Annotated in this window: 14 protein-coding genes; all 14 read left to right on the top strand. The window is 40.0% G+C overall.

Going from position 1 to position 13,842, the window contains the following annotated elements:
- The first annotated feature begins 1 nt into the window (after nucleotide 1).
- The 14 genes from WD048_05860 (at nucleotide 2) to gldG (ending at nucleotide 13,828) form a co-directional block, all read left to right on the top strand.
- Nucleotides 2–625: a Uma2 family endonuclease gene (locus tag WD048_05860; GenBank protein ID MEX0811722.1), complete on the top strand. Its 624-nt coding sequence runs from the start codon at nucleotides 2–4 to the stop codon at nucleotides 623–625.
- Nucleotides 626–631: 6 nt separating this feature from the next.
- A complete protein-coding gene (locus tag WD048_05855) occupies nucleotides 632–1,249 on the top strand; it encodes a Uma2 family endonuclease (protein MEX0811721.1) in 618 nt (205 codons plus the stop codon).
- 2 nt (nucleotides 1,250–1,251) lie between these two features.
- On the top strand, nucleotides 1,252–1,866 hold the full coding sequence (locus WD048_05850; GenBank protein MEX0811720.1) for a Uma2 family endonuclease: 615 nt from the start codon (nucleotides 1,252–1,254) through the stop codon (nucleotides 1,864–1,866).
- Nucleotides 1,867–1,892: 26 nt separating this feature from the next.
- Complete coding sequence (gene ruvX / locus WD048_05845) at nucleotides 1,893–2,306, top strand: Holliday junction resolvase RuvX (GenBank protein ID MEX0811719.1); 414 nt, start codon at nucleotides 1,893–1,895, stop codon at nucleotides 2,304–2,306.
- Nucleotides 2,307–2,352: 46 nt separating this feature from the next.
- Nucleotides 2,353–3,588, top strand: a complete 1,236-nt coding sequence (gene serA / locus WD048_05840; GenBank protein MEX0811718.1) for a phosphoglycerate dehydrogenase — start codon at nucleotides 2,353–2,355, stop codon at nucleotides 3,586–3,588.
- A 333-nt stretch (nucleotides 3,589–3,921) separates the two neighbouring features.
- Nucleotides 3,922–6,105, top strand: a complete 2,184-nt coding sequence (locus WD048_05835) for a tail fiber domain-containing protein (GenBank protein ID MEX0811717.1) — start codon at nucleotides 3,922–3,924, stop codon at nucleotides 6,103–6,105.
- 76 nt (nucleotides 6,106–6,181) lie between these two features.
- On the top strand, nucleotides 6,182–7,531 hold the full coding sequence (locus WD048_05830; GenBank protein MEX0811716.1) for a tail fiber domain-containing protein: 1,350 nt from the start codon (nucleotides 6,182–6,184) through the stop codon (nucleotides 7,529–7,531).
- Between the two features lie 2 nt (nucleotides 7,532–7,533).
- Entirely contained in the window at nucleotides 7,534–8,040 is a 507-nt protein-coding gene (locus tag WD048_05825) for a T9SS type A sorting domain-containing protein (protein ID MEX0811715.1), read from the top strand.
- Between the two features lie 209 nt (nucleotides 8,041–8,249).
- On the top strand, nucleotides 8,250–9,254 hold the full coding sequence (locus tag WD048_05820) for a tail fiber domain-containing protein (GenBank protein ID MEX0811714.1): 1,005 nt from the start codon (nucleotides 8,250–8,252) through the stop codon (nucleotides 9,252–9,254).
- A gap of 2 nt (nucleotides 9,255–9,256) precedes the next feature.
- A complete protein-coding gene (locus WD048_05815; protein ID MEX0811713.1) occupies nucleotides 9,257–9,763 on the top strand; it encodes a T9SS type A sorting domain-containing protein in 507 nt (168 codons plus the stop codon).
- Nucleotides 9,764–9,839: 76 nt separating this feature from the next.
- Nucleotides 9,840–10,370 carry a hypothetical protein gene (locus WD048_05810; protein MEX0811712.1) on the top strand — a complete coding sequence of 177 codons (531 nt, stop codon included), beginning with the start codon at nucleotides 9,840–9,842 and terminating at the stop codon, nucleotides 10,368–10,370.
- A 107-nt stretch (nucleotides 10,371–10,477) separates the two neighbouring features.
- Nucleotides 10,478–11,386 carry a gliding motility-associated ABC transporter ATP-binding subunit GldA gene (gene gldA / locus WD048_05805; protein ID MEX0811711.1) on the top strand — a complete coding sequence of 303 codons (909 nt, stop codon included), beginning with the start codon at nucleotides 10,478–10,480 and terminating at the stop codon, nucleotides 11,384–11,386.
- Nucleotides 11,387–11,390: 4 nt separating this feature from the next.
- Nucleotides 11,391–12,122 (top strand): gliding motility-associated ABC transporter permease subunit GldF, encoded by a 732-nt coding sequence (gldF, locus tag WD048_05800; GenBank protein MEX0811710.1) that lies wholly within the window; start codon nucleotides 11,391–11,393, stop codon nucleotides 12,120–12,122.
- Nucleotides 12,116–13,828, top strand: a complete 1,713-nt coding sequence (gene gldG / locus WD048_05795; GenBank protein MEX0811709.1) for a gliding motility-associated ABC transporter substrate-binding protein GldG — start codon at nucleotides 12,116–12,118, stop codon at nucleotides 13,826–13,828. Before gldF ends, gldG begins: the two co-directional genes overlap by 7 nt.
- Nucleotides 13,829–13,842 lie beyond the last annotated feature (14 nt).

The raw sequence follows: 13,842 nt of genomic DNA, 5'->3' as shown, positions 1-13,842 counted from the left end.
TATGAAAAATTATAAAGCACATAAAGACAACAGACCCGATACGGTAAACGAACCCGACCTGAGTGGCACCTATACCGCTGCTGATTACCTGCAATGGAAAATGGAGGAATTTGCAGAGCTGATCCGCGGTAAGATTTTTAAGATGAGTCCTGCTCCTTCAAGGTATCACCAAAATATTTCAAGGGAGATTTTGAGAGTATTCTTGCCCTATTTTTCTAAAAAGTGTGAATTGTTTCATCCTCCTTTCGATGTGTATCTTGTGAAAACAGAGCAACATTACAAGAAAACAAAGAACATAGTTGAGCCAGATCTTTGCGTGGTATGTGATGATAGCAAACTGAAAGATTTCGGTTGTGTAGGCGCTCCCGATCTGGTAGTTGAAATTCTTTCCCCTTCTACACAGGGCAGGGACCAAAAAGATAAATTTGAGTTGTATGAGGAATATGGCGTGCGTGAATACTGGATCGTTTCGCCAGAAAACCGTTCGGTGATCCTCAATGTATTGGAAGATGGAAAATACAAAACCTTACGGCCGCGAATAGAATCAGAAACACTTCAATCTGTGATATTCCCTGATTTGAAAGTTGAGCTGAAAGAGGTTTTTAAGGATGTGAAATATAAGTAACTCAGTATGAAAGAATATAAAGAACATACGCCCGACACCGTCAACGAACCCGACCTGAGCGGTACTTACACTGCTGCGGATTACCTGCAATGGAAAATGGAGGAATTTGCGGAGCTGATCCGAGGTAATATTTTTAAGATGAGCCCTGCACCTTCCAGTGATCATCAGGAAGTTTCTTCAAAACTGACTTTACGAATGGGTAATTATTTTGAAAAAAAAGATTGTAGGTTTTTTTCTGCCCCCTTTGATGTCTATTTGGTAAAACCCAATCAAGATTACAAAAAGTCCAAAAACATTGTTGAACCTGATTTCTGTGTAATATGCAATGAACAAAAAATCAGAAAGATTGGCTGCGTGGGGGCGCCCGATCTTATAGTGGAAATCCTTTCTCCCTCGACCCGTAACAGGGATCAAAAGGATAAATTTGAACTCTACGAGGAGTATGGCGTAAGGGAGTATTGGATCGTTTCGCCAGAAAACCGCTCGGTAATCCTGAGCGTGCTAGATAATGGAAAATACAGACCCTTACGCCCCTGCACAGAGCCCGAAACACTTCAATCCGTTATTTTTCCTGAATTGAAAGTTGAATTGAAAGAGGTTTTCAAAAATGTAATGTTTGAATAGGCATGAAAGAATATAAAGAACACACACCCGACACCGTCAACGAACCCGACCTGAGTGGCACCTATACCGCTGCAGATTATTTGCAATGGAAAATGGAGGAATTTGCAGAATTAATTCGCGGCAAGATTTTCAAGATGAGTCCTGCACCTACAATTAATCATCAAAGAATAGCAAAGAAATTTTTGATGAACTTAGAAGTTTTTTTTACAAATACTCCTTGCGAACTATTCTTTGCACCTGTTGATGTTTACCTGGTAAAGCCCGGGCAACATTACAAGAAAACAAAGAATATTGTAGAGCCAGACCTTTGCGTGGTATGCGATGAAAGTAAATTAAAAGATTTCGGCTGTGTAGGTGCTCCTGATCTAGTAGTGGAAATTCTTTCACCTTCTACACAGGGCAGGGATCAAAAAGATAAGTTTGAGTTGTATGAGGAATATGGCGTGCGTGAATATTGGATCGTTTCGCCAGAAAACCGCTCAGTAATCCTCAATGTACTGGAAGACGGAAAATACAAAATCTACCGACCTCGAATAGAATCAGAAACACTTCAATCTGTGATATTCCCTGATTTGAAAGTTGAGCTGAAAGAGGTCTTTAAGGATGTGAAATCTTAAATTCATTTCTATCTACACAAAGAAAAATGGGAAGAATAGTAGCATTTGATTACGGTAGCAAAAGGGTTGGTATAGCAACTACCGACCCTTTAAAAATAATTGTCACCCCTCTGTGCGCCCTACATTCCAAAGATGTTGAAGCTTATTTACAGAAATATTTGAAAAATGAAGAGATAGAAGCATTTGTAATTGGATATCCACTCTCATTAGATGAAACAGCAACTGATGCCACTCCACTTGTAGAAGCATTTGTCAATCGCCTGAAAAAAGTATTTCCAGAAATTCCGGTGCATTTGCAAGATGAAAGTTATTCCTCAAAAGAAGCAGCCCGGGAATTATTGAGAGCCGGGGTAAAAAGAAAAAAAAGACAGGACAAAGGTAGATTGGACATGATGAGTGCAGTCATTATTCTAAACCGTTTTCTGAACAGAGATGGGTAAACTTTGCTGAATTAAGGTTAAATTTGCCGCCTTAATTCAATACAACATGTCCGAACAACAACTCTCTTACCCTAAAGAAAAAATCAATATCCTTTTACTGGAAAACATTAATCCAAAAGCTGTTGAACAATTCAATGCTGCCAGCTATGAAAATGTGGAACTGCTCAAAAAAGCACTACAGGATGAGGAGTTGATAGACAAACTTCAGGGCGTTCATATTCTCGGAATTCGCTCTAAAACCCAAGTGACTAAAGAAGTACTTGAAAAAGCGGATAAACTGCTGGCCGTAGGATGTTTTTGCATTGGCACCAACCAGGTTGATCTGGACACCGCTGCTGAACTGGGAATTACTGTTTTCAATAGTCCTTATTCCAATACCCGTTCCGTTGCAGAGTTGGTTATTGCAGAGTCCATTATGCTCATCAGGAGAATTCCTGAGCGCAACCATGCCGCACATCTCGGTAAATGGATGAAAGACAACCAAAGAAGCTATGAACTTCGTGGAAAAACCATTGGTATTGTTGGCTACGGCCATATTGGCTCTCAAGTTTCTGTGCTGGCCGAATCGCTTGGTTTGAATGTGATTTACTATGATATTGAGCCAAAGCTGCCACTTGGCAATGCCGATCCGGTTAAAGAAATTGAAACCCTTTTTGAACAATCAGATATTGTGACCTTACATGTACCTCAAACCGAGGAAACAAAAGATATGGTTACCGCCCCACTGCTGCAAAAAATCAAAAAAGACGCAGTATTTATAAACCTGAGCCGCGGCAATGTAGTTGATCTTGATGCACTGAAAGAGCTGCTGGAATCCGGTCATATTAAAGGTGCGGCAATTGATGTGTTTCCGGAGGAACCCCGTTCGAATTACGATCCATTTGTATCTCCACTGCAAAAACTGCCCAATGTAATTCTCACCCCGCATATTGGTGGCTCTACCATTGAGGCGCAGATCAATATCGGTTTTGATGTTTCCAATAAACTGATCAATCTGCTGGACAATGGTTCTACAGTTGGTTCCCATTCTGTGCCTGAATTGAACCTGCCCGTTCAGAAAGACACAACCCGTCTTCTTCACATACACAAAAACAGAACAGGCGTACTTTCTGCCATCAACAAAGTATTCAGCAAATATAAAGTGAATATTGCAGGTCAGTATTTAAAAACCAACGAATCCATTGGCTATGTGGTAATCGATTTTCAGGGAGATCAATCATCTGAATTACTACAGGAACTGCGCAATATTGAACACACTATTCGCGCCAGGTTTTTGTATTAAACCCGTTTTATGCATTGGGACTTTGTCATGCCCGACTGAATGACTTTAGTCGGGCAGGAAGCTTGAAAGCACAAACTGCCTCGGTCGGCAGTCAGGTAAAATTAGGCTGTTTGGAAATTTTAGCATCTCGAACAATCGGGATGGTGAAATTGAAAATAGATGCTGATTTTGAAGTGATTTCATGCTGCAATACTTGCCTGTTGCAAGCAGGGATTTCCTAATGCATATTACGGGTTAAACCATCCAAATCTTAACATATTTTAAAGCTCTAATTTTGTGCCCTGCGAAATTTTTGTGATTATAAAGCTGCTTTTGAAACCAAAAAACAGCATTATGAAAACGCGTGATATTATTTATGCAGTTATTACTGCTTGCTTATTTTTATTTTTCAACCCTTCTTTTGCACAAGTTCCCGAAGCCATGAACTATCAGGGCGTGCTGCGGGATGACAATGGCGACATTCAAGCCAATGAAACGGTAGATGTGCGCTTTAGCATTTTAAGCAGCGGAACTACTGAATTTACCGAAACACATTCAGGCGTAAGCACCAATGCTTTTGGATTGATCAATTTGCAAATTGGTACACAAAACACAAGTGATTTTTCTACCATCGACTGGAGTATCGGCAACAAGGAATTGCAGGTAGAAGTAGATGCCGGAAATGGCTTTGAAAACTTAGGCAGCAGAAATTTAGTGAGTGTACCTTATGCATTAAGAGCTGGCACAGCAGCTTCTGCTGATATTTCATTAGAGGAATTAAACAATGTTAGCAGTTCAGTAGCTACAAGCGGAGATTATTTACAATGGAATGGTTCTAATTGGGCACCAGCTTCCGGAGCAGGTGGCGGAACGCCTTCAGGGCCAGCCGGTGGGGATTTAACAGGTACTTATCCCGATCCCGATATCGGAAACAACGCAATTGAAACTTCAAACATAGCTGATGCGGCCATTACAGCCAATAAATTGGATCAAATGGGCGCCACCAATGGAGATGTTTTGCAGTGGGACGGCAGCAACTGGACCACTATCGGTGCATCTGGTTTTAGTAATTGGCAAGAAAGTGGTTCTGATATTTATTACAACACTGGTAATGTCGGCATTGGCACTACCTCTCCCAACTATGTTCTTGAAGTAGATGGAGGAAGCCAAACAGCTATATCTGTTCAATCGGCCTCCTCTTCAAGTGAAATGACAGTAGAGGTAACCAATACAAATGGTTCTGCAATTGGAATTGGCGTAGGTCAAAGTTCGTTTGCTACGCCTACAACACCAACAGGTCTATATATAGATGCAGCTCTTGGTAATCAGGGAATATTTGCAAGTAGTGAAGATGAAACTGCTGTTTTAGCACAAACGGATAATGGAGGCGATGCCATTGAAGGTTGGGTCTATAGTGGAAGTGGTCGCAGTGGATATTTTCACGGAGGTGATGGCGTATTAATTGAAGACGGTCTTGAAACTGATGACATTGATATCACTGGAAATTTATTGACTGGTGGAGTCAGTGGCAGTAGTGATGATATCTTGACCAGCAATGGTTCCAGTATAGAATGGACTGCCCCCAGTAACATTTTACAATGGGAAGAAAGTGGTTCTGATATTTATTATGATGGTGGTTACGTGGGAATTGGTAATATTGCAAGCACCAAACTTCACCTTAGAGGCAATGAATCTAGCACGAATATAGCAGGAAGTCCTTTTGATAATCCAGATGTTAACCTAGTAATACAGAACAATAATACAACAGATGGAACCTATACAAGCTTAACATTTGCAACTAAAATAAGCAATAACGCTGTATCTTCTACAGGTAAGATTGTCGGCCAACAGATGAACCACACCTCTGGAAGTACAAGTGGCAACCTAGTCTTTCTTACAAGAGGAGTAAACTTCTCGGGCTCAAATAGCTTACATGAACGCATGCGCATTGATGAGGATGGACGTGTTGGTATAGGAACAAGCGACATTGATTATAACCTTCATTTAACTCATAATCAATTTACAGGTGCAAGTGGAGGAGGTTTGGCAATAGAAAATGAATCCAATAATGCACAATGGGTTTTATACTCTTCCCAGAGCACAAGTGACCTAAGTTTGTACTTCAATGGTGGTTTAAGAGGGAATTTTGACAATACTTCAGGGAATTACAGTGCAAGTTCTGATGAGAGGTTGAAAATGAATATCGCTGCACTTGAAAATAAGAACAGCTTAGAAAAGCTTACTCGTATAGAAGCAAAAACCTATGAGTATAAAAGTGAGCCAGGAAAAAAATATTATGGTTTTATCGCTCAAGAACTCATGGATGTACTACCAGAGGTGGTGACAGTTAACGGCAATGATGGGGGTGAAACTGAAAATCTGCTTACTGTTTCCTATTCAGAATTCATTCCAGTTCTGGTTTCAGGTATCCAAGAACAACAAGAAATTATTCAAAAACAAGATGAGTCTATAAATGAGTTAAAAGCACAGGTAAACAGCTTAATTGACGAAGTAAATCAATTAAAAAAGCGCAGATAATTTTGAAGTCTGCAATATTTTTTTAAATTAAGATTTGTTAATAGAATTTTTTAACCTAAAAACAAACAATACAACTATGAAAACTCAAAAGATTATTCTGAATTTTTTAATTATTATTTTAAGCCTGCCCATGGCTATGGCACAAGTTCCCGATGCCATGAACTATCAAGGTGTGCTGCGGGATGGCAACGGAGATATCCAAGCCAATGAAACAGTGGATGTACGCTTTACCGTATTAAGCAGCGGTACAGCAGAATTTGACGAAACCCATTCGGGTGTCACTACCAATGCTTTTGGCATGATCAATCTACAAATTGGTACGCAAAACCCCGGTGACTTTTCCGCCATCGATTGGAGTACTGGCAGTAAAGAATTGCAGGTAGAAGTAGATGCCCTAGATGGTGATGGCTTTAAAAATCTGGGCACCAGCGAACTCTTAAGTGTGCCTTATGCATTGCGAGCCGGAACAGCCCCTGCAATGAGCATGGAGCTTAACGACCTTGATGATGTAGATGCATCAGGAGCAAGCAATGGAGATTTCTTACAATTTGATGGGACAGATTGGGTGCCTGCGGCCGGTGCTGGTGGCGGAAGCAATTGGAGCACAAGTGGTTCTGATATTTATTACGACAGTGGAAATGTTGGTATTGGTACCAGCGCTCCTAATGCTCCTCTCCATATTCTGGCAACTGGAACTGGCTTAAATGATGGAATTCGAATGACCTCATCTCAAGGAACCAATGAAGACTGGTATTTATATATGTCTTCATCTGAAAACTTGACCATTCGGGATGATGGTACCGATGTGTTTACCATTGAAAATGGAACTGGCAATGTTGGTATCGGGACATCTTCACCAGCTGGCAGATTAGACGTAAATGGATGGGCCATTTTAGATTCTGTAGAATTCGCTGACGGACCAACACTATTTAGAAAAGGAACAGGTTCCTATAGTTTAGCAGTTGGTGCTGATATTGTTGAAGAATCCGGTGTCAACAATTTTGACATTGGAAATAACAATATGGATGATAGATGGGATGAAGTTGTAGCAACCGATTTTGTAACCTTTTCCGACAAAAATGTTAAAAAGAATATCAATGCATTGAACTACGGATTGAATGATATCATGCAATTAAACCCTGTAAGTTACATTTACAAGGATTCACCAGGAGATGAAGTCAAAAATGGCCTCATTGCTCAGGAAGTACTGAAAGTATATCCTGAAGCTGTGAACCAGTATGACTGGGATTACAATCAAGAAACCGGTAAAGTTGAAAAACAGGATGTAGAAGTACTGGGTATCAGCTATGGTGAATTTGTTCCTTTATTGATTAAAGGTATGCAAGAACAACAAGCAACTATACAGGATTTAGAAAGTGAACTAAACGCTATGAAAGCGGAAATTCAAAACCTCAAAAACAAGTAATTATGAAATCGATATACAGTATTATTCTAAGTTTTAGCGTAACACTGCTTTTCGGTCAAAGCATCGAAAGGCAAGTGGTATCGCCATACGGCTCTTATGAAGAAAGCGGTGCTTTGGCTCTTTCTTCCACTGTGGGAGAAGTTGCTACCGCTACATTAGAGCAAGCCGATATTATTCTGACCCAGGGCTTCCAACAGCCCAGCGATATAGATGACACCGTTGGAATTGAACGCGTAATCAATGATTTGAACATAAGTGCATTTCCAAATCCTACTACACAGAAAGTCATTCTGGAATTGAACTCAAACAAGGAAATGGAAATATTTGTGCGCTTGTTCGATATCAATGGAAAACAGTTGAGACATGGAAATGCCGATCAGGTAACCGTTCTTGGCCATAGTGTTCATGAAATTGATTTAAGTGCCTATGCTTCTGGACATTACATTATCCATTTGAGCGAGAAAGAAAAAGGCACTGCGGAATCTATCAAGGTGCAAAAGATAGAATAGTATGAGCTGAGCCCAGAATTCTTTAATCTGCAGTATGCAATGATTTCTATGAAATAAGAAAAATATTGCATAAAACAAGTTTAACCCCGGAATACTTTTTTGTGTTTCGGGGTTTTTTGTGTTTTGAAAAATGTTTTTTATGGCTTAATTTGTATAATTCTTCAAAAAATCATTACTATTCGTATTCTTATCTATAAACCCTATTAAGCATGAATATTCAAAACAGCATTTTTATTCTATTAGTAATGACTTGCCTAATAGTGCAATCAGCTATGGCTCAAGCACCTCAGGCATTCAATTACCAGGCTGTATTGCGAAGCGACAGTGTTGAAATTCTGGCCAACGATACTGTGGATTTGCATTTTACAATTTTAAGTAATGGCAATATTGAGTTTGAAGAAACACATTCGGGCGTAATAAGCAATGCGTTCGGCTTAATCAATCTAAAAATCGGTACTATAGACACACTCGGTTTTTCAGCTATAGACTGGAGCAGAGGTAGCAAAGAATTGCAGGTAGAAGTAGATGCTGGGAATGGATTTGAAAATTTGGGCAGCAATGAATTGCTCAGTGTACCTTACGCCATGTATGCCTCCGGTCCCTGGAAATCTGACACAGCCAATGTGTTTTATACAGAAGGAAGAGTGGGAGTCGGCACTGATACACCTCAAACCAAATTGCACCTCAAATACAGTGAAGGTTTTGCTGCCGGTGGCGGACTGACCATCGACCATGAGTTTTCAACTTCTGACTGGCAGATATACGGTTTTAGTGATGTTGGAAATAGCAGGCTGGCTTTAATAAATGGCGGGGTAGAACGCGGTAATTTTAATGCAACTACTGGGGCATACAGTGCTACATCAGACAGAAATCTAAAAGCTAATATCCAGCCTATATCTTCTGTTTTGAACAAAGTACTACACCTCAACCCCAAAACATATAACTACAAAGAAGATGAAAATCAAAAGCTACATATCGGTTTTATCGCTCAGGATGTGGAGCGCTATTTTCCCGAAATTGTTTCAAAAGATTATACCGATGAAAATCAAAGTGAATTTATTTATCACATGAACTATTCCGGATTTGGTGTATTGGCCATTAAAGCCATTCAGGAGCAGCAGGAAGTGATTGGCCAGCAACAAAAAGCAATTGATTTGCTACAGGATGAACTTGATGCATTGAAAGCAGAATTTGAAAACCTTAAAAACAAATAGTCATGAAACGGATATTCACAACAATTCTATGTCTTGGAATCACTTTAGCCTATGGGCAAAGCATTGAAAGACAAGTAGTTTCAAGCTATGGTGCATATGCTGAAACGGGCGGTCTCTCACTTTCCTCAACAGTGGGCGAAGTGGCAACATCAACGCTTACAGGAGCCGATATCATTTTAACCCAGGGCTTTCAACAGCCCGCACCGGAAGAACTCAATGTGGGTATTGAGCGCGTTGTGCAGAATATGAATATCACTGCCTACCCAAACCCTACTTCCCAAAAAGTAATATTGGAATTGAGTTCTGATAAAGAGTTGGAGATTTTAATAGAATTGTTCGATATCAGTGGCCGAAAACTTAATACCGGAAGTGCAGACCAGCTAACAGTGTTGGGCAGAAGCTTACATGAAATTGATCTTAGCACTTATTCATCAGGGCAGTACATCATTCACCTGAGTGATAGAAGAGGTACTCATAAAGAATCTATTAAAGTTCAAAAAATAGATTAGTAATACTAATATTTAAATTTTTAAAAGGCCTAAAACACATATTTTGTTTTGGGTCTTTTTTTTGTATATTGGAAAAATGTCCAAACCATCTTTTCAGGTAACAATTATAGGTTCAAGTGGAACGCTTTGTAATGATAAGCTCTATAATTTTGGAGAAGAATTGGGTGAAAAGCTTGCTAAAATAGAAGTACATCTTTTTTCCGGGGCTCTGAATGGGTTTATGGAAGCTGTCTTTAAAGGCTTTTCCTCAGTAAAAGACAGAAAAACTGTTTGCACTGGAATTTCACCCTATTTCAATAAAGACAAAGCCAATCCTTATTGCGATATTGTTATTCCCACCGGAATGGGGCATACAAGAAATGCCATTTTAATAAATTCAGGGGACATTATTGTAGCAGCAGGTGGAGGTGCAGGCACACTTTCTGAACTGGCAATTGCATGGCAATTTGGTAAAAAAGTGCTCTGCTACGATCAGGCACCTGGTTGGGCAGAAGCCACGGCCGGAATTGTACTCGATAGTAGAAAAACAGATTTACTGATCCCCGTGAGCAGTACCGATGAAATTTGTAAGGAAATTGAAATGGAAAGAATGCTGCGGGATTTTTGACCACATTCAGAATTTTTATCAGGGTAGGGGGTTAACAGAATATAACAGCAGCCCTAAAGCCTCTGATCAATGCATTCTTTAAATTTGCACGGCTAATTTATTTCCCCATGTCAGTTTCAGTTTCTAATCTCAGTAAAATTTATGCTCAGCAGCATGCTGTTGACAATGTAAGTTTTGAGATTTCCAAAGGGGAAATACTCGGTTTTTTAGGTCCAAATGGTGCGGGAAAATCCACTACCATGAAAATACTGAGCTGCTATTTGCCCCAAAGCAGCGGCACTGCCAAAGTCTGTGGTTTTGATACTGCGGAAGAACCCATGGAAGTGCGCAAAAAAATCGGCTATCTACCAGAAAGCAACCCGCTCTATTTCGACATGTATGTGCGCGAATATCTTGAATTTATTGCCGGACTTTATCAATTGGGAAGCAATTCAAAAAACAGGATCGAGGAAATGATAGAGCTGACAGGACTTGTGCCCGAGCGCAAAAAGAAAATAGGGCAATTGTCAAAAGGCTACAAGCAACGTGTAGGGTTGGCACAGGCCATGCTGCACAATCCTGAAGTATTAATTCTGGACGAGCCGACCTCAGGCCTCGATCCCAATCAGCTTACTGAAATTCGCGCCCTGATCCGTGATTTTGGCAAAGAAAAAACCGTGATTCTTTCCACCCATATCATGCAAGAAGTGCAAGCACTCTGCGACAGGGTACTGATTATAAACAATGGAAAGATTGTAGCCGATGACACCACAGAAAACCTGCAAAAAAGAGACAAGGGTGCTTTTGAAATTCGCCTGGTATTCAAAGACAAAGTATCGGCTTCAGAGCTTGAAGCACTGCCCGATGTTAAAAGTGTAAGCGTTGATGGAGAAAATTTCAACATTATTGCAGGAAAAGACATCCGCGAAGCACTTTTTAAATTTGCCACCGACAAAGGCTACACACTTCTGACACTGGACCAAAAGCAGGTGAATATGGAAGATGTATTTCAGGATATGACAAAGTCAAAAGGCTAAAATTATGTGGAGCATCTACTTCAAAGAGATCAATGCCTTTTTCAGCTCACTGATAGCCTATATTTCAATTACAGTGTTTCTTGTTGCTACCGGGCTCTTTGTTTGGGTTTTTCCAGATACTGCAATCCTGGAATATGGTTACGCCACACTTGATCCTTTGTTTTTGATTGCACCCTGGGTATTTATGTTTTTAATACCGGCTGTTACCATGCGCAGTTTTTCTGAAGAATTCAGCACCGGTACAATAGAAATGCTGGTAACCAAGCCCCTGAGCGAAAACAAGATTATTTTTGGAAAATACTTAGCTGCATTGACGCTTGTTTTATTCAGTCTGCTGCCTACATTGGTGTATTATTACGCTGTGCACCAATTGGGCTTTCCTCCTGGAAACCTCGACAGTGGAGGCATTACAGGTGCCTATATCGGTCTGTTTTTTCTTGCAGCAGTTTTTGTGGCCATCGGTCTTTTTGCCTCTACTTTAAGCAAAAATCAAATTGTAGCATTTGTGCTTGCCGTGTTCCTTTGTTTTGTTTTTTATATGGCTTTCGACTTTATTAGTGAACTTGATTTGTTCTATGGGGGAATCGACAGTGCACTGCAATGGATGGGGATTAATTATCACTACAACAGTATTTCACGAGGTGTAATAGACTCCCGAGATATTGTTTATTTCCTAAGCCTAATTGCTTTATTTCTCTATTTGACTAAAATATCCTTTGAGAGCAGAAAATGGTAAAGCGCATTATTTCAAATAATAGAAACAAAGCTTTTGCAAGACTGATAGTTGTCCTGCTATTCCTTTTTATGCTCAATTTTGTAGCACAACATTTCTACAAAAGATTTGACCTTACTTCTGAAAAAAGATATACCTTATCCTCTTCTACAAAATCTCTTTTGGGTGGATTAGAAGACCATGTTTATGTCAAAATTTATCTTGAAGGTGAGTTTCCTGCTGGCTTTAAACGTCTGCAAAGAGCTACTCGTGAACTTTTGGATGAATTCAAAGCAGTATCAGGTGCGCGAATAGAATACCAGTTTATTGACCCCACTGCCATTGAGGATATGGAAGAACGCAAAAAAGCTTATGACTTTCTGGTGGAATCCGGTATAAAGCCCACCAATCTCCAGGTAAAGGGCGATGAGCAATTTTCCCAAAAAGTTATTTTTCCGGGCGCATTGATCAGCTACCGGGGAAAAGCAGCAGCTGTTCAGCTATTGGAAAACCAGATAGGTTATGGCCCCGAACAGGTACTCAACAACAGCATAGAATTATTGGAGTACAAATTTGCCAATCAGATCAAAAAACTAATACAGAGAAGGAGTCCTAAAATTGGTTTTACTGCTGGACATGGAGAAGCAGGGGAAACACGCCTGTCCGATATGATTAAAACCTTGCAGGAACAGCGCTACCAGGTAGAAATGGTAGATGTTACCCAACAGCTTTCGCTTGTTGAAAAATTCAATGTATTGATTATAGCGCAGCCAAAAGAGCGTTTTGATGAGATTGAAAAATACAAGATCGACCAGTTTATAATGCACGGAGGGAGCGTGCTATGGTTGATTGATCCTATGGTTGCCCACATGGATAGCCTGAGAAATAAAAATGCCTATTTTGCAAAACCGAGAAATTTAAATCTTGAGGATCAATTGTTTCGTTATGGAGTACGCCTGAACAATGATTTGCTACAGGATATGCGCTGCGGAAAAATACCTTTAGTAGTTGGTTCTGTAGGAGATGCCCCTCAAACACAAATGTTTCCCTGGTATTATAAAACACTGGTAACGGGTGAAAACCTTCATCCTATTTCCCGTAATTTGGATGCCGTGCTTTTTGAATTTGCCAGCACTATTGATACTTTGAAAAATGAAAACATTCGCAAGAAAATATTACTCAATAGCTCAAAGTACAGCAAAGCACTGATGGCTCCAGTACGTGTGCATTTTTCCCAAGTAAAATTACAACCTGAGCCCAGGGCATTTCCTCAATCGCATTTACCCCTGGCTGTATTGCTCGAAGGAGAATTTGAATCGGTTTTTAAGAACAGGCTTACTGAGAAAACCCAGACATTGATCGACAGTATTGAGGGTGTTGAATTCAAAGAAAAATCGGATTTCAACAAAATGATTGTGATAGGGGATGGTGATATCATTCAAAGCCAGATTGGTAGTAGGGGCAATGTGTATCCACTCGGATTTGATGTTTATACCGAAAGGACATTTGCCAATAAAGATTTTTTACTCAATTGCATTGAATATCTTTTGGATGAAAATCAATTGATTGATACCCGCAATAAAGAAGTACGTCTGCGCCTGCTCGATCCACAAAAGGTTAAATCTGAAAAAGCATACTGGCAGGTACTGAATTTGGTTTTACCCATTATTATTATGCTCATCTTTGCAGTGATTTATTTTTTCAGGCGAAAAAGGAAATATGCAGCCTGATTCAGCAGTTGTCT

The organism is Chitinophagales bacterium, assembly GCA_040877935.1.
Lineage (GTDB): Bacteria > Bacteroidota > Bacteroidia > Chitinophagales > CAIOSU01 > JBBDNB01.
This window is presented reverse-complemented; position numbering and strand designations above follow the sequence as displayed.

Coding starts and splice junctions, on each gene's coding strand:
- ruvX (MEX0811719.1), top strand. CDS start 1,893: ATGGGAAGAATAGTAGCATTTGATTACGGTAGCAAAAGGGTTGGTATA.
- WD048_05830 (MEX0811716.1), top strand. CDS start 6,182: ATGAAAACTCAAAAGATTATTCTGAATTTTTTAATTATTATTTTAAGC.
- WD048_05825 (MEX0811715.1), top strand. CDS start 7,534: ATGAAATCGATATACAGTATTATTCTAAGTTTTAGCGTAACACTGCTT.
- WD048_05855 (MEX0811721.1), top strand. CDS start 632: ATGAAAGAATATAAAGAACATACGCCCGACACCGTCAACGAACCCGAC.
- gldA (MEX0811711.1), top strand. CDS start 10,478: ATGTCAGTTTCAGTTTCTAATCTCAGTAAAATTTATGCTCAGCAGCAT.
- WD048_05820 (MEX0811714.1), top strand. CDS start 8,250: ATGAATATTCAAAACAGCATTTTTATTCTATTAGTAATGACTTGCCTA.
- serA (MEX0811718.1), top strand. CDS start 2,353: ATGTCCGAACAACAACTCTCTTACCCTAAAGAAAAAATCAATATCCTT.
- WD048_05815 (MEX0811713.1), top strand. CDS start 9,257: ATGAAACGGATATTCACAACAATTCTATGTCTTGGAATCACTTTAGCC.
- gldF (MEX0811710.1), top strand. CDS start 11,391: ATGTGGAGCATCTACTTCAAAGAGATCAATGCCTTTTTCAGCTCACTG.
- WD048_05835 (MEX0811717.1), top strand. CDS start 3,922: ATGAAAACGCGTGATATTATTTATGCAGTTATTACTGCTTGCTTATTT.
- WD048_05850 (MEX0811720.1), top strand. CDS start 1,252: ATGAAAGAATATAAAGAACACACACCCGACACCGTCAACGAACCCGAC.
- WD048_05810 (MEX0811712.1), top strand. CDS start 9,840: ATGTCCAAACCATCTTTTCAGGTAACAATTATAGGTTCAAGTGGAACG.
- gldG (MEX0811709.1), top strand. CDS start 12,116: ATGGTAAAGCGCATTATTTCAAATAATAGAAACAAAGCTTTTGCAAGA.
- WD048_05860 (MEX0811722.1), top strand. CDS start 2: ATGAAAAATTATAAAGCACATAAAGACAACAGACCCGATACGGTAAAC.